The 19,788-nt window shown below is 32.1% G+C and carries 24 protein-coding genes; 14 read left to right on the top strand and 10 right to left on the bottom strand.

Annotation, left to right across the window (positions count from 1 at the left end):
• The first annotated feature begins 210 nt into the window (after positions 1-210).
• The 3 genes from ERL59_RS04845 (at position 211) to ERL59_RS04835 (ending at position 1,439) form a co-directional block, all read left to right on the top strand.
• Positions 211-543 (top strand): YtrH family sporulation protein, encoded by a 333-nt coding sequence (locus ERL59_RS04845; RefSeq protein ID WP_160645056.1) that lies wholly within the window; start codon positions 211-213, stop codon positions 541-543.
• A complete protein-coding gene (locus ERL59_RS04840) occupies positions 540-1,040 on the top strand; it encodes a hypothetical protein (RefSeq protein WP_160645055.1) in 501 nt (166 codons plus the stop codon). The genes ERL59_RS04845 and ERL59_RS04840 overlap by 4 nt, the downstream gene beginning before the upstream one ends.
• A gap of 102 nt (positions 1,041-1,142) precedes the next feature.
• Positions 1,143-1,439, top strand: a complete 297-nt coding sequence (locus ERL59_RS04835) for a YtpI family protein (protein WP_160645054.1) — start codon at positions 1,143-1,145, stop codon at positions 1,437-1,439.
• On the opposite strand, the gene ERL59_RS04830 is transcribed toward ERL59_RS04835, so the two are convergent.
• From ERL59_RS04830 to ERL59_RS04815, 4 genes are all read right to left on the bottom strand, one after another.
• A complete protein-coding gene (locus ERL59_RS04830) occupies positions 1,426-2,763 on the bottom strand; it encodes a DRTGG domain-containing protein (RefSeq protein ID WP_160645053.1) in 1,338 nt (445 codons plus the stop codon). The genes ERL59_RS04835 and ERL59_RS04830 overlap by 14 nt on opposite strands.
• Before the next feature lie 218 nt (positions 2,764-2,981).
• Complete coding sequence (locus tag ERL59_RS04825) at positions 2,982-3,254, bottom strand: hypothetical protein (protein WP_160645052.1); 273 nt, start codon at positions 3,252-3,254, stop codon at positions 2,982-2,984.
• Between the two features lie 108 nt (positions 3,255-3,362).
• A complete protein-coding gene (locus tag ERL59_RS04820; RefSeq protein ID WP_160645051.1) occupies positions 3,363-3,698 on the bottom strand; it encodes a YlbF family regulator in 336 nt (111 codons plus the stop codon).
• Between the two features lie 29 nt (positions 3,699-3,727).
• Positions 3,728-4,897 (bottom strand): DUF445 family protein, encoded by a 1,170-nt coding sequence (locus ERL59_RS04815; RefSeq protein ID WP_160645050.1) that lies wholly within the window; start codon positions 4,895-4,897, stop codon positions 3,728-3,730.
• A gap of 129 nt (positions 4,898-5,026) precedes the next feature.
• Between ERL59_RS04815 and ERL59_RS04810 the strand changes: the two genes are divergently transcribed.
• From ERL59_RS04810 to ERL59_RS04790, 5 genes are read left to right on the top strand one after another with little or no spacing between them, the layout of a single operon-like run.
• Positions 5,027-6,394, top strand: coding sequence for a YheC/YheD family endospore coat-associated protein (locus ERL59_RS04810; protein ID WP_160645049.1), 1,368 nt, complete (start codon positions 5,027-5,029; stop codon positions 6,392-6,394).
• A gap of 10 nt (positions 6,395-6,404) precedes the next feature.
• Positions 6,405-7,505, top strand: coding sequence for a YheC/YheD family endospore coat-associated protein (locus tag ERL59_RS04805; RefSeq protein ID WP_160645048.1), 1,101 nt, complete (start codon positions 6,405-6,407; stop codon positions 7,503-7,505).
• 3 nt (positions 7,506-7,508) lie between these two features.
• Positions 7,509-8,882 (top strand): YheC/YheD family endospore coat-associated protein, encoded by a 1,374-nt coding sequence (locus tag ERL59_RS04800; protein ID WP_160645047.1) that lies wholly within the window; start codon positions 7,509-7,511, stop codon positions 8,880-8,882.
• A 2-nt stretch (positions 8,883-8,884) separates the two neighbouring features.
• Positions 8,885-10,063: a YheC/YheD family endospore coat-associated protein gene (locus ERL59_RS04795; protein WP_160645046.1), complete on the top strand. Its 1,179-nt coding sequence runs from the start codon at positions 8,885-8,887 to the stop codon at positions 10,061-10,063.
• Entirely contained in the window at positions 10,060-11,181 is a 1,122-nt protein-coding gene (locus ERL59_RS04790; RefSeq protein WP_160645045.1) for a YheC/YheD family endospore coat-associated protein, read from the top strand. The genes ERL59_RS04795 and ERL59_RS04790 overlap by 4 nt, the downstream gene beginning before the upstream one ends.
• Before the next feature lie 96 nt (positions 11,182-11,277).
• Here the strand turns inward: ERL59_RS04790 and ERL59_RS04785 are convergent, their stop codons facing one another.
• Positions 11,278-11,841: a superoxide dismutase family protein gene (locus ERL59_RS04785; protein ID WP_235929796.1), complete on the bottom strand. Its 564-nt coding sequence runs from the start codon at positions 11,839-11,841 to the stop codon at positions 11,278-11,280.
• A 165-nt stretch (positions 11,842-12,006) separates the two neighbouring features.
• On the opposite strand from ERL59_RS04785, the gene ERL59_RS04780 reads away from it, so the two are divergent.
• Entirely contained in the window at positions 12,007-12,336 is a 330-nt protein-coding gene (locus ERL59_RS04780) for an ArsR/SmtB family transcription factor (RefSeq protein ID WP_160645044.1), read from the top strand.
• A gap of 114 nt (positions 12,337-12,450) precedes the next feature.
• Here the strand turns inward: ERL59_RS04780 and ERL59_RS04775 are convergent, their stop codons facing one another.
• Both ERL59_RS04775 and ERL59_RS04770 read right to left on the bottom strand, forming a co-directional pair.
• Positions 12,451-13,323 (bottom strand): DUF1028 domain-containing protein, encoded by an 873-nt coding sequence (locus ERL59_RS04775; RefSeq protein WP_160645116.1) that lies wholly within the window; start codon positions 13,321-13,323, stop codon positions 12,451-12,453.
• Positions 13,324-14,052: 729 nt separating this feature from the next.
• Positions 14,053-14,427, bottom strand: coding sequence for a protease complex subunit PrcB family protein (locus ERL59_RS04770; RefSeq protein ID WP_160645043.1), 375 nt, complete (start codon positions 14,425-14,427; stop codon positions 14,053-14,055).
• 555 nt (positions 14,428-14,982) lie between these two features.
• On the opposite strand from ERL59_RS04770, the gene ERL59_RS20680 reads away from it, so the two are divergent.
• A complete protein-coding gene (locus tag ERL59_RS20680) occupies positions 14,983-15,129 on the top strand; it encodes a hypothetical protein (RefSeq protein WP_201763478.1) in 147 nt (48 codons plus the stop codon).
• Positions 15,130-15,667: 538 nt separating this feature from the next.
• Here the strand turns inward: ERL59_RS20680 and ERL59_RS04760 are convergent.
• Together ERL59_RS04760 and ERL59_RS04755 are read right to left on the bottom strand one after the other, a co-directional pair.
• Positions 15,668-15,967, bottom strand: a complete 300-nt coding sequence (locus tag ERL59_RS04760) for a helix-turn-helix domain-containing protein (RefSeq protein ID WP_160645042.1) — start codon at positions 15,965-15,967, stop codon at positions 15,668-15,670.
• Positions 15,968-16,309 (bottom strand): YolD-like family protein, encoded by a 342-nt coding sequence (locus tag ERL59_RS04755; RefSeq protein WP_160645041.1) that lies wholly within the window; start codon positions 16,307-16,309, stop codon positions 15,968-15,970.
• 148 nt (positions 16,310-16,457) lie between these two features.
• Here ERL59_RS04755 and ERL59_RS04750 point away from each other — a divergent pair, with 148 nt between their 5' ends.
• Positions 16,458-16,967 (top strand): hypothetical protein, encoded by a 510-nt coding sequence (locus ERL59_RS04750; RefSeq protein ID WP_160645040.1) that lies wholly within the window; start codon positions 16,458-16,460, stop codon positions 16,965-16,967.
• Between the two features lie 715 nt (positions 16,968-17,682).
• Here ERL59_RS04750 and ERL59_RS21565 read toward each other — a convergent pair.
• Entirely contained in the window at positions 17,683-17,823 is a 141-nt protein-coding gene (locus ERL59_RS21565) for a transposase (RefSeq protein ID WP_160645115.1), read from the bottom strand.
• Between the two features lie 185 nt (positions 17,824-18,008).
• Between ERL59_RS21565 and ERL59_RS21260 the strand changes: the two genes are divergently transcribed.
• The 3 genes from ERL59_RS21260 to ERL59_RS04735 all read left to right on the top strand — a co-directional run bounded on the left by ERL59_RS21260 (position 18,009) and on the right by ERL59_RS04735 (position 19,760).
• Positions 18,009-18,137 carry a hypothetical protein gene (locus tag ERL59_RS21260; RefSeq protein WP_268894492.1) on the top strand — a complete coding sequence of 43 codons (129 nt, stop codon included), beginning with the start codon at positions 18,009-18,011 and terminating at the stop codon, positions 18,135-18,137.
• Positions 18,138-18,448: 311 nt separating this feature from the next.
• Entirely contained in the window at positions 18,449-19,360 is a 912-nt protein-coding gene (locus tag ERL59_RS04740; protein WP_160645039.1) for a GNAT family N-acetyltransferase, read from the top strand.
• Positions 19,302-19,760, top strand: a complete 459-nt coding sequence (locus ERL59_RS04735; protein ID WP_160645038.1) for a hypothetical protein — start codon at positions 19,302-19,304, stop codon at positions 19,758-19,760. The genes ERL59_RS04740 and ERL59_RS04735 overlap by 59 nt, the downstream gene beginning before the upstream one ends.
• The last annotated feature ends 28 nt before the right edge of the window (positions 19,761-19,788 follow it).

Raw genomic sequence — 19,788 nt, 5'->3', positions numbered from 1 at the left:
AAAAGCCCTTCAGATAAAACATATGTTCGAAAAAAGATCGGTATGTGATTTGTCATAAAAAAATGTCTAACATTTTGTAAATCTTCTTTACTCTATTTTAGCATAATTCATTAAACTCACCCCATACATTAATATAGAGGGCTTGTATTGTTTCAACTTAAATTAAATGGAAAGTTTTTCTTTCCTGTTTAATAGAAAGGAAGTATCACAATGGGGAATTTATTAACTAAAATGATTACAGATTATATGATTGCTTTTGGGGTTGTACTTGGTGCTAGTTTATTAGCTGGAATAGCTGCTACACTTACGTTGCAGCCACCATCTTTTACAATGCAAGAAGTTGCAAAAAACGTGAAAATATGGGCAGTTGTTGTGGCTATAGGAGGAACCATTGATCCACTTCGTCTGATAGAAAGTAACGTCGTGGACGGTCATCTTTCACCTGCAATTAAACAAATATTGCAAATTATTAGTGCCTTTATAGGTGCTCAATCAGGTACAACTCTGATGCTTTGGTTAAGCAATGGAGGAAATTCCTCTTGAGAGTTCCATCGATCACAAGATTTTTAAAGTATATGCAAGCCATTGCTCTCATCGTATCCGGTATGATCATTGGAGCTGCTGTTTACATGATTATATACCAACACAATATGCAAGAGATGTTTAAAATCAACGAGACGATCCGTCAAGAAAATAAAGATTTACTGTCAAAAATTGAAGGTTTAGAAAAGTATAAAGATTCAAATACAGTTATTCATTCCATTATCATTAAAATTCAAGAGGATAAAGATAAAGAACCACTAGATGATCTTATAAAAAATGATATAAAAAATGAAGTAAGTGACGATCTAAAAGTATTAAAAGGGAAGCAAGTTTCGATCATTTATAAAGACCCTGATTATGTTAAACAATTGTATGGTAGAAAAACTTACATTAATGTTCATGAAAGGGATTATGTTGTTGAAATACAATATATGTTCGTTGTTTACGGCGAAGTTACCTTTTGGATCACGGTTGAAGAATTTAATCCAGATTCATAAGATAAGTCAAGGATAGTTATAAATTGAGTTGTACCTGCTTTTTTTGATACAATAGTTGTCATATAGTAAAAAAAGTTAGTAATAGAAGATGGAGATGAACAAATGAATTTTCTCAATTACTTACCCTACATTATTGTATTAGTATCAGCATGGCTTTCCTTTTATTTCAGTATGAAGGCAAGGCGTACAAAGGATGCCAAACAACAAGGACTAATGAGATCACGTATGAACATGAGTATAGGAGTTACGTTATTAACTATTTCATGTATACAGCTATTTCTATTTGAGTTCACTTGGCCTCGTATCATTGTAGGTATTGTATTCTTGTTGTTAGGTTTAGCTAATATATATGGTGGCATCCGAAATCATGTACACATTATGAAGTTTACGAATCAATAATTTGTGCCGTTAACATCGCTTTACAGATTAAGTCCACTTCGTGAAAAATCTGTACTTCCACTTTTGCAAATTTTCGACTGACTTCTATAATTCCAGGACATATTTTTATATGACTATCAATTTGCAAAGGTCTTACAAAATAAGTAGAGATATTATCTAATACATAATCTCCTTTTTTAACATCACTGATGACCTGATAGGCTGATTTTGTCATCAAAGTGGTAAGTACTCCTTCAGATACGGTACCTAGTTGACTTGTCATCTGAGGGGTAATTTCACCATGAAGCTCTAATTCCCCTTTATTGTTGCGTACTTGTTCAAATCCCGACCATATGAGATTTTCAAAGGTTTCTCCCATTTGAGGTTGTTTTTGAAGATGCTGCAACGCATGTAAAACATCTTTCCTACTTATTACTCCAAGTAATTTTCGATGGTGATCCACTACTGGTAATAGTTCTATTCCTTCCCAAACCATCATATGGGCAGCAGAAGTGATAGAGGTTTGAAGATTTACAGTAATAGGATTCCTAGTCATATATTTATCTAAGGTTTGATTTCTTTGAGCACCAATCATATCTTTAGAAGTGATCATTCCTGTTACACGATTCCACTCATCCACAATTGGGAATCTGCTATGTCCAGATTTTTCAGCAATTTCTTGCATGTCCTTCACTGTATGATTACTTTTCAAAACATAAACATCTGATTTTTTTACATAGATCATATCTTCAACTAACATGATTTTCTTTTTGATTAATCGATCATAAATCGCTCGATTAATCATAGAAGCTACCGTAAATGAATCATAACTAGAAGAAATTAAAGGTAGTTCCTTTTGATCTGCTAGCTTCTTTACATCACTTTTGGCATCAAATCCCCCAGTAATCAACACGCCTGCACCGTGTTCCAAAGCAATCTTATGTACTTGATCTCTATTTCCCACAATTAATAAGCTGTCTGGATCAACATATCTCATCATGGCTTCCAATTTCATGGCACCAATTACAAATTTATTCAGGGGCTTATCCAATCCTTGGGCACCCCCCAATACACTTCCATCAACAATACTTACAACATCAGCAAAGGTAAGTTGATCAATGTTCATTCGGTTCTTCTTTTCAATTCTTATGGTGCCTATTCTTTCTCTTGTACTTACTAAGCCTTGAATCTCAGCATCTTTTATAGCTCGGTATGCCGTTCCTTCACTGACTTCTAAACTTTTTGCGATTTGTCTAACGGAAATTTTTGCACCAATTTCTAAACTCTCTATATGTTCTAAAATTTGTTCATGTTTTGTTTTATTTGAATTTTCTACATTTTTCAATAATCATCACACCTCAAAATCAATTCATTTTTAGGATATATTTAACTAAAAAGATGCTTTACATATAGTATATATAAAAATCTCCCATTGGTCATCTTTTCTTAAGTGATCCTAACTAAAGAGTAAATCCATAAAAAATCTCTTATTCCATTCAACAGAATAAGAGATTTCCATTTCACATTGCTTTGTATCCAAGCATCAAAAAACTTTTTTATATATCATCTCATCATTTTTCTTTTATTTCCGTAAACCAACTGTTCTCTTTTCCAACGTTGATATTGTTTTACTCTTCTCATCTCTTTTTTTGTTTCCTCGTCTACCCCTAACACTTCATGCAAATGCGCAGCTATAATTAGCAGTACCATTCCAATCCAAACTACTGCAAAAATCGTTGGTAAAGTCCAACCTTGACCTACCTCTAGCCTAGGAATCGCAAAAATTAATAATCCTACGGCTAAACTCAAACTAAATATCGGTTTGATCCCTTTCAATCTAACCAGCTCCTTCAAATTCGTACAACCCTATATTAAATTTTATGAAAGAATGGGTTAAATAGACCCGATATTAAAATGTTATTTCTATAACTTGGAACAACTAGATTATGAAGTTGATCCTTGTAACGGTTCATTAATAATTTTGTGAACATCTTGAACAATTACACTTATACGTTGTTCTGTTTCAAATAATTTAGATAAAAGTGGATTTAGTTGCAGTACTTCATACATTTTTTGAATTTTTTCCATTTCTTCTTCAGAAGGCTGTTCACCAGACATCATTTTTTGTTGTAATTCATTCTGAATATTTGTAAAATCTTGCAGCATCTTACTTGCTTCCTCGTTTTTATCAATTTCTACTCTAGCTTCATTTAATTGTTTTACTTCATCACTTTCTTTTAACGCTTTTGCTAATTCATGAGCTTTATCATAAATATTCATCTCATTCATCTCTCCTCTAAAATATCAGACTAATAATAAGATATGATCAATACAAATTGTACTAATCCAATTATTCCTCCTAATACAGCACCTAACCATGTAATTGCCCTAAATTCTTTTCCAGAAACACTTAAAACAATTTCTTCTACTCGTTCTATTGGAAATTTCTCAACCTCTGATTGTACTAAATAAGGCAGCTCAATTGCTTCAACAATCTGTTCTACATTTTTACTAAGTTGATTCAACAAAAAATTCAACATAACCGGAATTTGCTTTAAGATCCATTGTTTATTACTTTGTAATAAAGGTTTTAACGGTTTTTCCATTAACCTGTTCAACCATTTCTCCCATTTTAAAAGCGCATTCGTTTTTTCAGTTAACCAGCTTAATTGATCTTCATGTTGTGAAAATTGATCAATCCACTCTGATAGATTTTTCTTCTCCAAGTCGCTAATTTTATGATAAAGAAACTGATATAATGAATTGTTTATTGTTGGGGAATCAAGCTGTTCCAATACTACTGTTCTTATCTTTGATGTTATTTTTTGTTCGTCCATAAACAATCCTGCTAAAGTCCCCATCAATCCACCTGCTTGTTCCATTAACTGACCTGTTAAATTTTTCAGAATCCTTTCTCCTCGCTCCGTTTGAAGCTCCTTTCCAATTTCATACAATATATAATCTGCAGCAGTTTGTGCCCAATTCTCCTTTTGCTCATCATTCCAATTCGGAATAATATCAACAAGTGACTTTGAAGACCAATTTTTCTCTATCCATAACCATTCTATTCCTTTATTCGTTAAAGAATATGTCCATTCTATACTTTTTCCCTTCCACTCTTCCACCTGCTCTTTAGTCCAGAAACGCAGCGCAATATCCTCCAAGTGTATCTCTTGCTCCAACAAATCATCAAACCATTGATTACACTTTTTTTCTGCTTTTCTTTTAAACTCCTCACTACTTACTAATCCACTCAAACCTTCTGGGGTCACAAGGTAATCACCAACTACTCTACCAAGTGATGCTGCTATTTCATCTTTTCTTTTGGGGATCAACCCAGGAGTGAAGGGAATTTTTCTCTTGAACAGATATACTGCTTTTCGTGGATAAAACAACATTTTTATCGCTAAGAAATTTGTTAATCCACCGATACAGGCTCCAACAATAATACTTACAAGTAACAACACTAGTGTATTCATAGATATTCCCCCCAATTTTCTACATTTCAGCATAAACCTAACTACATTCAATCACCAAGGGTTTTATGTCCTCATATGATAACTTATATTCCTGTAACGAATCATTAGTGTTTTAGAAGGGGATTGATCATGATTGATAAAATTATCACAATTTATATACAAAATAAAACTTCATTGTTTCATGACCAATATTTAATTTTGCTTAGTGAATCTTTGATGAAAAAAGGAAAGATACCAGCAAACCAACCAATTAATCTTAAATTTGGGTCAAAAAATTTATATGTAAAAGTCCTACCGTCAAAACGTACCAATGCGTTAATTATCAATGAACACCTAGCTAGACAGTTAGGTCTGCATCATAAATCTAAATTAAGAATCCAGTACAGTTCTTCTACACTTACCATAGGTCCTTTTATAGGTGTTTTACTTAGCCATCGCACAAAACAGTCTCATTCAAAACCATTTGGATCAAATACAATTTTTTGTCAGGAACTTTCTGATGCTAGTAAACTTCAAGGCGCGTTTGTTTGTTTTTTTACTCCCAAAGATATTCACGTTGATTCTAACAAAATCGATGGATGGACATATTACGGCGGTTGGAGTAAGAGAATTTTACCCATTCCAAATACCATTTATAATCGCTTAAGCACACGTAAACAAGAGAACAAATCAAGCGTACAACATTTTATGAAAGAAGTAAAATCCAAATATCATACTCAAATATTTAATGAAAAATTTTTAGATAAGACAGAAGTTTATGATGCTTTATCTAAAAGTAAAAACCTACAAAAATATTTACCAGAGTCTTATTTGTTAAAAAACTATTCCATGTTGAAAATGATGTGCAGCAAGTATACTACAGTTTTTTTGAAACCATCACAAGGTAGTTTAGGAAGAGGTATCATCCGAATCACAAGGCAGTCTAACGGCGCTTATCTGTGCCATTTTGCAAGTGTAAATGGATCACATTCAGAGAAGTTTAGTAATTTGAAAAAAGTATATGCAAAAATATCTGGAAAATTAAAATCGAAGAAATACCAAATTCAACAAGGAATTTCTTTAATAAAAGTGAACCATCGTCCCATAGATTTTCGTGCATTAGTACAAAAAAATATAAATGGAGAATGGGAGATTACTTCCATCGTAGGACGTATCGCAAGCAATAACCATTTTGTCTCCAACTTAGCTCGAGGTGGGACTCTAAGTTCAGTTAAAGAAGCTTTATTGAAATCTAACTTACCAAAACATGAAGTGAGAAACACGATCCATAGACTCAACCATTCAGCTTTAAAAATTGTTGAAGGATTAGAAGAACAGATTCCAAATCATTTTGCTGAACTGGGTGTTGATTTATCCATTGATGTGCATGGGAAGGTATGGATGATTGAAGTCAATTCAAAACCCTCAAAAAGTGATCATACTTCACTGAATGAAAATAAGATCCGACCTTCTGTAAAAAAAATCATTCAATATGCACGTTATTTAACTTTTGAATGAGGTGAAAAAAATGAACTTCAATAGTTTGGGTATCATGGTCAGTGATTTGAATACAGCTCTTTCCGACGGTAGTCAAAATTTCTATAAACGATTATGTGTATTTGGTTTAAAACTTAAAATCACAGTGTTAATTTTTGCACTTCATCAAATTCAATGGGAAAAAAATCAACTAACGGGAGTTGTATATAAAAATAAAAAGTGGATCACAAAAACTTTCCCTATACCTACCCTCATTTATGATCGTTGTTTCATAGATAGCCAAGAGCAATTTTTACTATATCGTAAACAATTATTGATGATTAAAAATAACAAAAAGGTTCAATTTTTAGGAAATAGATTAATGGATAAATGGAGTGTATATGATGTACTAAAATCCAAACCTTATATAAAAAATGTTTTACCAAAAACAGAATTATATAAAAACACAGGAACTATAAAACAATGGTTAGATAGCCAAAATGAATTTATTCTAAAACCTATCAATGGAAGTCATGGAAAAGCGATACTTCATATTAAAAAAAATAATCATAATGATTACGTCATTAGAGGCCGTGATAAAAACAATGTACCGCTTGATGTTACTTACGAAAAATATACTTCTCTGGCAAATAGCATACAACAATTCATTCAAAAACGAAAATATGTTATTCAACAATATTTACAATTAAAAACAAAATCAGATACTTCATTTGATATTAGAGCATTAGTGCAGAAAAACGGAAGTGGTCATTGGCAGTTTACTGGAATGGCTGTAAGATGTGGTCAACCAGGCAGTCTAACATCCAATCTTCATGGTGGTGGTTTTGTTAGGGAAGTCCGTCCCTTTCTTATAAATGAATTTGGAGAAACAAAAACGGTGCAAATCATGAACAGTATCCATAAAATTGTAGAACAACTGCCAGCCGTATTGGAAACTCACTTTGGACGTTTAAGTGAACTTGGGATTGATTTAGGTGTTGATTCATTAGCGAAAGTCTGGTTACTTGAAGCCAATTCAAAACCTGGCAGATCCATATTTAATCATTTAAAAGATAAAAATTTAAAAAATAGATCGATTCAGCTTCCAATATATTATGCAAACTATTTGCTTTACCGACAACTAGGAGGGTAATTAATGAGTGTGACAACAAGTATGATTCATTTTACAGATAAAAAAGATAATACCATTTATGTGTCTAATGCTTTGATGCACAGTTTAAGGTTAGACAGACACAGGCCAATGAAATTAAGACTGGGTGAAAAAAAAGTAAACATTCATATTAAAAGAATAAAAAGAAGAGGAAAGCATTTATATATTCCTAACTCTATTCGGAATGCAATTCAACTACCTAGAAAAGGGCAGAGCTATGTTATCCAAAATAAACAAGATGAAATAAAGCTTGGACCATTAATCGGAATTTTATGCCATGCTCCTAATCGAACAATGCAAATGCCATTTGGTGATAGATCCTATGCAGCAAAACAATATTTAAAAATAGGTTCTAAACAAGCATTTTATTTTGCATTTACCCTATCTGACGTGAATTGGAAGGATGAAACAGTCACAGCGTTTTTTATCGACTCCCATAATCGATGGAAAAAGAAAACTGTTCCTTTACCTGACGTAGTCTATAATCGATTAACTAGCAGAGTGGTGCAAAAATCACAATCAATGCAAACTTTAAGAGATCGTTTCAAAAAGCATGATATACCTATATTCAACTGGGATTTTTTTGATAAGTGGGATATATATCACCTATTGCAAGGTACAATAGAGGGCCAACAGCATGTTCCAGAAACAACGATCAACCCTTCTTCTCAAGATATCAAAAACATGCTGGATAAACATCGATTTATATACCTAAAGCCAACAAAAGGAAGTTTGGGTATTGGTATATTCAGAATCACTTACCATCCCAGCAATGGATATTTTGTAAGGTTTAGAAAAAACAAAAAAAATCAATTGTTACGCTTTTCAAGTTTTTCAAGTCTAATGAAATTTTTTAAAAGAAAAAGTTTTAAAGATTATATATTGCAACAAGGAATTCGATTAATTGAAATTGATAATCGCCCTATAGATTTTCGCTTCCATCTAAATAAAGATGGAAATAATGATTGGGCTGTTGCCGGAATTGCTGCAAAAAAAGCAGGACGAGGAAGTGTTACGACTCATGTTAAATCGGGTGGGCAAGTCATGGAAACATTAGATACACTTAAACAAGTATTTAAAGGCTCTCGCAGCAGTGAAATTTACGAAGAGGCAAAACGTGTAACTACTCGTTTAGCAAACACGATTGAACGTAAACATCCACATTTAATAGGTGAACTAGGATTTGATATTGGAATTGATAAAGATGGTAGAGTTTGGATGTTTGAAGCCAATTCTATCCCTGGTCGTTCTATTTTTAAACATCCTTCGTTAAAAGCACGTAGTTCAAGTCAACTTAAATATATTTTTGATTACTGTGTCTATTTAAGCAAACAGCGAACTACAGGAAGGAATTTATAACAATGAAAGAAGCAAAAAGGAAAACAACCAAAAAAGTGAAAAGCAAAGTAGTAGAAGCAGCACCTATCATTGGTATATTAACATTACCTAATAAAAACAACGATTTCCTCGGAAATAAACAAAATTTTATTGATATTATTACAAAAGGTCAGCAAAATAATCAAAATGTATATGTCGTTACAACTGCAGATTTAAAATTAAATCAACAACAAATATTTGGATATCAATATGATGGTATCTATAACAGATGGAGAAGAATAAAAATCCCTTTACCTAAAGTTTTATATAATCGGATTTCTTACCGCAAATACGAAGCACTTCCAAAAACAAGACGTTTAATTTTAAGATGTTTAAAAAATCAAAACGTTCATTTATTTAATCCGTTTTTTTTTAACAAGTGGAGTTTATTTCAATGGTTAAAAAAATCAAATAAAACAAAAAATTATGTTCCTATAACACAAAGATTAAAAGGTTGGCAAGAAGTAAATACTTTGTTAAAGCAATTTGACACGCTATATATTAAACCTGTAAAGGGTAAAGCTGGAAGTGGCATAATGAGAATTAGAACAATGATAGATGAGGGAGAACTTCCGTATGAATTGAAAATCCAAAGAAAGAAATCAATAGGTACCTATCAATTCAAAACCATTCAGGCTTTGCATAAAATGATCAAAAAAAATACAGGACCTGGAAAATACATTGTTCAACAAGGTATTCAGCTAGCAAAAAATTATGATAACCCTTTTGACTTACGTGTACTTATTCAAAAAGATGGAAGTGGATTTTGGAATATAGCAGGTATTGGTGCTAGAGTAGCAGGTGCAAAGAGCATCACAACACATGTACCGAGAGGCGGAAAAATTGATGAGCCTAATATTTTGTTAACTCAATATTTTGGAAAAGAAAAAGCAGATGAATTATTGGAAAAGGTAAGAAAAGTAACTTTAAAAATTTGTAATCAAATAGAAAGCGCATCCTCATATCCATTAGGAGAAATGTCCATGGATCTAGGAATAGATGAAAAAGGAAGGATATGGTTTTTTGAGGCAAACTCTAGACCTATGAAGTTTGATGAACCCCACATTAGAAACCAGTCTCTTACGAATATCATAAAATATAGTCAATTTTTAATGAACAATCAAAAAAGTACACATAAACCAAAGAGGAGGGAGAGAAATTGACAACAAAACCCGTCCTAGGTGTTATGGCTTTATATATAAATTCAAAAAAACAATTTGATGAAAGAAGTTATTTAAAAAAACTCATGGTACAAGGTGAAAAAATGGGAATGAAAATATTTCTCTTTTCACCAGAGAATGTAGATGAGAAAAACAAAAAGATTTATGCCTACTTTTATAATAAAACAAAGTCAAAATGGATTAGAAAATGGACTGATTTCCCTAATATTATTTTTGATAGATGTAGATATCAAGCCACATCTCGATTTAAACAGCTTAAAAGATTTAGAGAAAATAATCCCTATATTATTTATTTGAATCGACCACTATCCAATAAATGGATTGTACACAATAAATTATCTGATAACAATGTCGTAAAGGAGTTTTTACCTGACAGCAGATTAATAACTAAACTAGATGATTTATTACAATTTGTAAATGGTTCTAAGGAAACATTTTTTAAACCGATTAATGGTACAGGAGGAACGGGGATTCTCAAAATACAAAAAACAAAAGACCATAAATATTTAATTCAAGGAAGAAAGCATAATCGTAAAATCATTCCTAAACAACTTCTTAATAAATCTCAACTTCTTGGATTATGTAAAAACTTAAGTACAAAAAAACAATACATGGCACAACAAGGTATTGATATCAAATTAGATAGTGGACGTGTGCATGATTATCGATTATTAATTCAAAAAAACTATATAGGTGAATGGGTTGTTACTGGTTGTGCTGGAAGAATAGGGGCTAAAGGAAGTGTTACTTCAAATCTTCATGGCGGAGGTTCTGCTGTTACTGCCGATCGATTATTAAAATCTTGGTTTAAAGAGCAACAGGTTAAAACTATTAAACAAAATATGGAGCTAATGAGTTATGCAGTTGTAAATGAATTAGAGTCTCAAAATTATGAACTATGTGAGCTTGCTCTGGATATTGCCGTTGATCGTTCAGGGAAAATATGGCTTTTGGAAGTGAATCCTAAACCTGCGAGAAAGGTTTTTTTAAAAATTGGTGAAGAAAAAACGTATACGAATGCTATAGTTAGACCACTGGAGTACGCACTCTGGTTATATAATAAAAACTCATCAATAAGGTCTCGAAGAAGAAATAGATGACTTATAAAGATGCTGTGGAAATACTTCCTATACCACTGAATACGAAGCAGAATGAACTGCTTCTTTTTTAAACCTTAGAAAGAAGGATTGTGATTATTATTTGTTTATTTCTCCACATGCAATTCTAGGTCCAGAATTTCCCGAAGGGTCAGTTAAGTAATCATCCTTGAGCTGATGAATAACAATGGAAGAACCATCATGATCAAGTAAAGAATGTTCTTCCCCTTCTTTAAGGGTGACATTACTCAATACAACTTCCGTATTCACATTACCATCTAGGTTAACAATTATATTCTCCAAATCTCCAGAATGATGGCCTGATGGGTTTTGAAAACCATGCTGCTTATCCATTGGATTAAAATGTCCACCAGCAGTTATAAAATCAGGGTTTTTGCATTCACCAACTTCATGTACATGAAATCCGTGCTCCCCTGCTGTTAGACTATGTACGTTTAATTGTAATTTGACTCCAGACCTATCCTCTTTTAAAAACCCTTTACCAACGTTCTCTCCTTCCTTATTCAAAATTTCAATAGTGATAGCTTCTGTTTCATTTAAACTATTTACTGTTAAGTTTTTATTTTCATAAATATAGACTAATAGGAAAATCATAAATATCCCGCTTAATACAATAATACTCCTCTTGATAAAGAAACTCATGTATAGATCACCTCATTAATTCACAGCATTTCCAAATGAATGCATGGCCATACCCTATCCATCAGAAAAATGTAGACCCACAGAAAATGATGGATTCATATTTTGGTGCGGCCCCTTTTTATTTTTTAGTTCATCAATTATAATTGATTTAAGAGGTGAATAAACATGTTAAAAGAAATTCCTTTAATAGACCATGGATTAGAAAAGTCTTTTGAAAAATATGAGAAAAAATTTAAAGCCTTAGCAGATAAAAAAAGATTACAAATCATGAACATTCTTACTAAACAAGGCTCAACTTGTGTATGTGATTTGATCCCTATCGTTGGAATGCCGCAGTCAAAACTATCCTATCATTTAAAAATTCTTTTAGATGCTAACATAATTATAAAAGAAACAAAAGGAACTTGGAGTTACTATGAAATCAACATGGAAGAAGTTAATCATATTTTATCAGAAGAATTATGCTGTATATTAAAACCTGGAAACTCTAAATAATTCCTAATATTAAGAATTAAAAAAAACAACAAATGAACCAAACCTTAAAGAAGCCCATGGTTGTTTTTATTAAAAACAAGCAACTGGCTTCTTTAAGGTTATATTGAATATAATCTATTTCTTTACTATCCCTTTCATAAACTCCAAAACTTCCTTATCTATTCGTCCAATACCTAAGTCCCGTTCCTCAAAATTTTCTGTATGTATAAATGTTTTAAAAGCACGATTTAAGTGTTCATCGCTCACTTCTTTTGTAGAAAGATAATCTAGTTGAGATAATATAGATATTAATTGTTCTTTTACCTCTCCTTTTATTTTTAGAACATGATTAGATTTTGTTTTTGAAAAATATAATTGTTGTAACTTATGCAGACGGATTAATTCTTTAATGGGCTCTGGGTGATCATCTACACGTAAATCAATATATCTATCATTAAAACCTCCATAACCACCTTGTTCCTTTACAATTAATAATGCTGCTGACTGTTTGCCTCGACTATCTCCTCCAGCATTTTGTCCTGCATCTAACGCAGATAACAATCTCTCAGAAAGTTGACCATCACTGTTTTTAAATGTTTCCACCATCATTTCAACCGTTTTGGCACTTACAAGGATATTTCCTTGAGCTGCAAAATTTGGACCAGCGATCCCTCCCGCCCAATGATAACAATCACTTCCAGTAAAAGTAGCTGAATTCCCATTCGCATCAACAATTCCTACTTGCCTGGATTGTTTTTCAATGTCCTTTTCAACTAATACATCCATCGTTTCTTGAGCACTTTTTCCGCCAGCCATTAACTCCAAACCTTCAGGACCATAAGATGTATTTGCATAGGATTGCGTTGCAACTGCCCCTACACCCGCTTTTGCCCATGGAACCACCGCTCCTACGCCCAGAAATTTTGATTGTACCGCAATGCCCAATTCCTTTGTTTTTGGATCAAAACCAACAATTGAAAACGTTGCTACGGTCTGATTTTTGTTTATCAATTTGATTACTCCTTTTCTTGGTAGAATATAATCTAACACTATAGTAAATTGTGTATTGAACTTGATTGTTTTTTATACTTATATCATAACGATTTTTTATAAAAAATGTGAAAAAATAATAAAAAAAAAAATTCCCTACCAGCTTGTGAAAGTCAGTGGAGATTGTACTATATGAATATTTAAATTTTGAAACGTTCTATCAAAATAATAAGTCATTATTTCACCTCCAATCGAAATCTATTTATGTTAATTTATGTGGTAAGAAATCTATTCGATTGGACTTAAATACCAATATAGCAAAATTGTGTTCTATCCTACACCCTATACTTATACCTTGCTATAATAATTCGCTATCTTAAGCCAGTGGGTATTTTACTCATTTCTGTACTGTTTTTTCACACCACTCCAATCCACTTGCAGCTAATTCCATTACATTTGTTTTAGATCACCAGGAGCAACATAAAAAATACCAGTTGCTACCTCTAATGCTAGAGATAAAACTGGTAAGAATTTAGCTCCTAATCCAACTTGGTGTATGGCAATTTTTCAAAAGCTAAAAAGTTATGGATGTGAACAAATAATCCAAAGAATTGCATATTGGAACGTCCTGAGTTTGAAAAGTTAATGAAGCAAAAACTTTAAAGACGTTATTGTGTATCTCACTCGATTTGGAAGAAAAAAACTCTTTATCATTTTTGGAAAAATGTAAGGAGATAACTATGTTTTTTATTTTTCCAGTTGAATACTGAATGTTAATGAAGTTGAAATATAAGTTTCTGCTTTAGGTTCAGTAATTACCGGAGCGTAGAACATACCCTCGCTTGGGTAATGAAGTTGATAATGAATGACAGCTTCATTATTAACAAAGTCCACAGATGTAATTTCTATAGAATAGCCTGTATTTGGTTTTTCTCCCCAAGATAAAGTAACTTTATCTACTTCTTCATTAACTGTCTCTACTTTAAAGGTAACTTTTTCATCAGGGGTAGTTGAATTTACTTCTACGTTTACGCCATTAGCAGAAGCATTAGAATTAAAAGATGGCAAAGATAATATCATTGCTAAAGCTATGGCAGCAATGCCAATTTTTTTGAATTTCATAACTTTTCTCCTCTTTTCTTATCGTTTATTTTCAAGCACAATAAGAAGCTTAACAAATAAATGTAAAGAAAGTATGAAATAAATGTAAAAAATTATAAAATAATGAAATGTCTTCTTTTATCTTTCATTAATAATTACATCCAAGTATTTTATCAACCTATGAAGAATGAGAGATTAGATGAATATTTTATACCGTAAATTCAAAACCTTGCTTATTTAATAACATGGTTCTTTATTGTTAAGGAGGGTGGATATGTTGGAATAATATTATTCACCCTTTACGAACTTATATAATTTATAAATAGGATAGAGCACATTTTCAAACAAGCAAGTCACTTGTCTATACCAAATGATTTGTTGGAACATAGAATATATTACCTCCTAGTAATAGGAGGGTGTGCGCTCATATATATCTCTCTACGGTGTAAACCTCACTATTTAACTAGTGGGGTTTTAATCTATGAAAAATGTGTACATGCACTAGAACACCAGTCCAGTCAAAATAGATTTTATAAACATAGAGTATAGTACATCATATTGAAAGGAGGGGGTAACATGAGTGGACACAGTGGTTCTGGAGCTGCAATTGTATTAGTATTATTTATACTTTTAGTTATCATTCTTGTTGCTTCATGGGGAAGCAGTAGTTGGAATGCAACGCGTTTAATGTATCTAGCAGTTTTAGAATATGCGCAATGGTAAAAATATACCAAACTCCATCAGTATTACAATCAAAAGTATTTACTGATGACTGATTGTAGAATGTAAGTTTAAGTGCAAAGACTTCTCAGGATCATCATTGGCATAAAGTTAGCAACGTATAAATAGGTGTAACTCCTTCCAAATACTTTATATCATTTTCATTTTCTCTAATCAATCGTTTCTATACCTGTTATCATGATAAATACACTGTTTGAAATAAAGTTTAATCATACTTCCATCCATCAATGTCTTTTATTTCAGCCCTAAATCCTCAATCGTTTCTCTATTAATCCACCTATCTATTCCCTAACCACAGAAAAATACTCCTCTTTTAGAAGCAAATTTTATTAATCTATCTATCTTTAAAGGAGCATTTCAATAACCCAATATATTATCTAAAACACCTGTTTTTTATCACTTTCAAATATCATAAACAATTATGAAATTATAAGATTTGACCAATTTCCATAGCTAAACTATTATCTACATTAGACTTTGTTTTTTTAATTTTTTTACCTTTTTTATTTTTTTCTTTAGTTTATTTTTTGGATACTTTGGTACTTACTAAGTTAGTAAGCACCTCTTTTTTATTATGTGTATTTTTTCTTTTAAAAGGCGAATCATAATCACGTGTATTTATAATTTTTATGTTTTGAGTATTACCGTCAGGACTTTCTATATACCCACCTCTTACAAGTCCGTTTAATACTGAACGGACTGTTTTTTCGTCTTTGCCTGTTTTGATTTCAAGTTCTCGAATGGTTGGCATTCTTTTTTTTATTGAATGAGGGAAGTTATATAGGATACGTAATATTTTTCTTTCAAGGTCTGTTAGCATTCAGGACACCCCCACAATCTCTTGAAACTTAATCCACTTATATTCATCGTCATAATCTAATTTTATTTGTCTTAATTTAGTATCAAATTTGGTTACTGTCCCAGTTTTAAACGCATTCTGACCAAAAGCTCTGAACAACTCAATTGTGATTTGTGATTTACTTAACATAGACTCAGATAACTGTTGAGATATAATATTGACTTCTTCCTCTTCAAGTACTGGTTTCGTTTTTCTATTTCTTTCTTTTTGATAATAGTTCATGAGTTCTTTATGTTCAGGTAGCATCATGCGACTGGCTTCCCATATCATATTTGAACCAGGTGTTAGTTTATTTACTTTCATATTATTCACCCCTTATAGAACATTTGTTCTTATTATATAAGAGGTACAAGAGAATACGCAAGAGCACAAATTTTAAAAATAGTTACACGTCCAATCAAAACACATTTGAATTGAATAAATTAATAAAAAATGAAAAGGAAGTGATTTCATGGGAGTTTTTGATAGAACAGTCTGTGACTGTTGTGTTTGCCCTATGCAATGTGTCTTGAAACAGTTGGAGGGGTTAGATGTTGGCTTTGCTACACTAGTTAGTTCATCTACTGTTGGATCAGCTCCATTATTAGAAAAGGTAGAAGATTTCATTGCATTTACAACAGAAGGAATGTACGCCATTTGTGAGGTTAATGCTGTAGCAGTTGCTTCTGAAAATTTCCCACCTATTAATTTAAAACCACTACACAAGGACAAAAAAGGGGAATGTAGCTGTTGTGAAGATCCTACTACAAACTTACTCAAGACGTTGATAGGGCAAACGGTGAGTATTGAAGCCTTGGTTGATCCATCTGTATTTATAGCACCGTTACCAGGTGTAATATTTGCAGTAGGGGAAGGTATTGTCCTATTTGATACAACACTTGTAAATCCAATGACTGGAGAGTTAGTCCCTGTACGATCTGCTGTATCTACATGTAAAATAACTAGAGTAATAACTTCTTGAGAACATAAATATCACCCATCGTCCATTTATATATAGAGCAGTGAGGGATTGTACTCACTTCTCTACTGTATTCTTCACACTTCTGATAACAGCAATTTAATATATCCAAAACAAACCCCAATTAACTTCAGAAAAAACAGAAGACTTGGCTAACTCACTTTCAATATGATGTAAACCCTCACTATTATACAGTGGGGTTTTAAACTATGAAAAATGTGTACTTACGCTAAGACACCCGTCCAGTCAAAGTAGATTTCTGAACATAGTAAATATTACATCATAGGAGGGATTAACATGAGCGGACAAAATGGTTCTGCTACTGGAGCAGGAATTATTCTAGTACTATTCATTCTTTTAGTTATTATTTTAATTGCTGCAAGTGGATGTTTCGAGATATAGTGAAACCCTTTTAGAGCACCAGAAACTGAACCCGATTTGAATTTGTTAAGACGGCTTGAGGACTTATGGTAGGTTAATGTCCCCTGAGGCATTTGCACAAGGAGAATGTATGGCAATAGTTGAACCGTTTTGAAGTACTTGCCTGTTGCTACCCGCTAGAGATAAAACTGGTAAAAACTTAACTCCTAATCCTAATCTACTAATACAACGATAATAAGGACGATTGTATCATGCGACTAGCTTCCCACATCATATTAATCCAGGTGTTAGTTTATTTTCTTTCATTTCACTTACCCCATATAGGACATTTGTTCTTTTACGAGTTTTTATGTAATAAGTATTGATTATGATTACACTTTGTGCATCTGTATCCATCATTCCAACGCTTGTACATTAAGTATTCCGCACAAGCCTCTTCGGTACCAAACTCTTTTTGAAACCAATTTAGGACATAGATTCTACTTTACCCATGGTTTCATTTCTTTGAACTTATGTTTGATATCTTCTTTATACCACACATATGTTCTTATTATGAAAAAATCATCCAAAAGCTAGTTTAAAAATGTGTACTTGCACTAGGTAACTAGTCCACACAAAATATATTCCTGAGCATAATATATAAGAGATAGGAGGTGATAAATCATGGGATTGACAATAGGAGATATTCCAGGAGGAACAATTAACCCAATCGCACCAGAATTTTCGTGGGGTATGTCAATGGGGGTAATATTAGTACTTTTTATTCTATTAGTCATTTTATTATTTAAATAGATTGATAAATGAATATGTATGGCATAAGAGATTAGAAATTCAATAGATTATCGACTTTATTTATGAAAGAGTGATAAAGCGATTGAAAATATGGATACGAGATTGAAATCCTCAAGGATTTCACTGGACCTTTTCAATCTTGTATCTTTTTGTAAGTGGTTTACGGTTTGACCTACTCTAAAGTATGAGTAGCCGAAAAAGAGCTTGAAGGTGATTTTTAAAAAACTATTCTCATCAGTAATAATGGAAATTTAAAAGTTACTTGAAATATATGATTAGTAACTTAGAGTAAATAGTAGGGGGAAATGAAGATGATTACGATTAAGCGTTTATCAAACTGTTCTTTTCAAGATGCAGTAACTGCATGGAATAAAGGATATACTAGTGACTATTTTGATAATCAAGTGACAATCGAATCTTTTTTAAACGTATTTGTATCAGAAGGATTATCCACTGATTTATCGATTTTGGCATATAAAGAAGATGAACCCATAGGACTTGTATGTAGTGGGATTCGAATAATCAATGGGAGGAAAATTGCTTGGAATGGAGTGACTGGTGTAGCACCTGAATTTAGGGGTAAAGGAATAGGTAAAAGAATGATAGAAGAAACATTTACCATTTATAAAGAAAATAAAGTGGAAGTTGCTACGTTAGAAGCCATTAAGCAAAATGAAAAGGCAATCAAGTTGTATAAGAAGATGGGTTATGAGATAAACGATCAACTGTTGATGTATGAAAGTAGTGAATCTTTTCAACCCAATCCATTCAAAAGGGATTTTTCAAAATATAAAATTTTAAAAATAAACCCTAGCGAAATTCAGCATATTGCATTTCACAAAAATAGATTATCATGGCAAACACAGTGGCAAAGTGTAAAGTCAGGAGATGGGTTGATTGTTTTAGATAAATCAGGAAAACAGATAGGGTACGCCTTGTATAAACATAATTATAATGATAACGGTTCCCATGTTTCAACAACACTCTATCAATGTGAAATATTACAGAATCGAAATGATGAGCAAGTCATTGTTGCATATTTATTATCTCAATGTTTCTCTCCATTTGATCGAAAATTAAAGCGAATGGCCATGAATATATCTCATACAAATCAAAGTGTAATTTCTTTACTAAACGAAACTGGATTTGAAAAGAAAATAGAAAATGTATATATGGAGAAAATATTTCAAAATAGCTACTCTTATTTTTCTAAATATCTGTAAACAAAGTATCTTAGTTGTTCTATCACTCGTCTTTTTAATTAGTACAGCTCAATTTAATGTTTTTGCAAATGAAGAAAAAAATAGGGAAAAAGTTAAAGTAGGTAAAACTGAGGTAGTAGTTTATGATGATGGTAGAGTTAAAGCTGTTAAAAATCCTGAAAAACTAACTAAAAAAGTACGTAAAAAGATTCTTAAGAAAATGCGTTTTACTGAAGAAATTAATAATCTTTCAGAAAATTTACAAAATGAGATTTTAATAGATGATGGGGTTAAAGTAGACGTATATATAAAAGATATGCAAGAAACTGAATATTTTGTGTCTTATGAATATAAGTGGAAATGGAATGATAAAAAATATTTCGCCCATTTAGAAAAAATTGAGCTGCTTGACGATAACTAACTCCAATAAAGCTAGATTAATGTCAGAA

It is taken from the genome of Chengkuizengella marina (genome assembly GCF_009910845.1).
Classification (GTDB): domain Bacteria; phylum Bacillota; class Bacilli; order Paenibacillales; family KCTC-33759; genus Chengkuizengella; species Chengkuizengella marina.
This window is presented reverse-complemented; position numbering and strand designations above follow the sequence as displayed.

Coding starts and splice junctions, on each gene's coding strand:
- ERL59_RS04810 (WP_160645049.1), top strand. CDS start 5,027: ATGATTGATAAAATTATCACAATTTATATACAAAATAAAACTTCATTG.
- ERL59_RS04735 (WP_160645038.1), top strand. CDS start 19,302: ATGTATATATGGAGAAAATATTTCAAAATAGCTACTCTTATTTTTCTA.
- ERL59_RS20680 (WP_201763478.1), top strand. CDS start 14,983: ATGAGTGGACACAGTGGTTCTGGAGCTGCAATTGTATTAGTATTATTT.
- ERL59_RS04815 (WP_160645050.1), bottom strand. CDS start 4,897: ATGAATACACTAGTGTTGTTACTTGTAAGTATTATTGTTGGAGCCTGT.
- ERL59_RS04835 (WP_160645054.1), top strand. CDS start 1,143: ATGAATTTTCTCAATTACTTACCCTACATTATTGTATTAGTATCAGCA.
- ERL59_RS04820 (WP_160645051.1), bottom strand. CDS start 3,698: ATGAATATTTATGATAAAGCTCATGAATTAGCAAAAGCGTTAAAAGAA.
- ERL59_RS04770 (WP_160645043.1), bottom strand. CDS start 14,427: ATGAAATTCAAAAAAATTGGCATTGCTGCCATAGCTTTAGCAATGATA.
- ERL59_RS04845 (WP_160645056.1), top strand. CDS start 211: ATGGGGAATTTATTAACTAAAATGATTACAGATTATATGATTGCTTTT.
- ERL59_RS04780 (WP_160645044.1), top strand. CDS start 12,007: ATGTTAAAAGAAATTCCTTTAATAGACCATGGATTAGAAAAGTCTTTT.
- ERL59_RS04800 (WP_160645047.1), top strand. CDS start 7,509: ATGAGTGTGACAACAAGTATGATTCATTTTACAGATAAAAAAGATAAT.
- ERL59_RS04795 (WP_160645046.1), top strand. CDS start 8,885: ATGAAAGAAGCAAAAAGGAAAACAACCAAAAAAGTGAAAAGCAAAGTA.
- ERL59_RS04750 (WP_160645040.1), top strand. CDS start 16,458: ATGGGAGTTTTTGATAGAACAGTCTGTGACTGTTGTGTTTGCCCTATG.
- ERL59_RS04755 (WP_160645041.1), bottom strand. CDS start 16,309: ATGAAAGTAAATAAACTAACACCTGGTTCAAATATGATATGGGAAGCC.
- ERL59_RS04805 (WP_160645048.1), top strand. CDS start 6,405: ATGAACTTCAATAGTTTGGGTATCATGGTCAGTGATTTGAATACAGCT.
- ERL59_RS04785 (WP_235929796.1), bottom strand. CDS start 11,841: ATGAGTTTCTTTATCAAGAGGAGTATTATTGTATTAAGCGGGATATTT.
- ERL59_RS04740 (WP_160645039.1), top strand. CDS start 18,449: ATGATTACGATTAAGCGTTTATCAAACTGTTCTTTTCAAGATGCAGTA.
- ERL59_RS21260 (WP_268894492.1), top strand. CDS start 18,009: ATGGGATTGACAATAGGAGATATTCCAGGAGGAACAATTAACCCAATC.
- ERL59_RS04760 (WP_160645042.1), bottom strand. CDS start 15,967: ATGCTAACAGACCTTGAAAGAAAAATATTACGTATCCTATATAACTTC.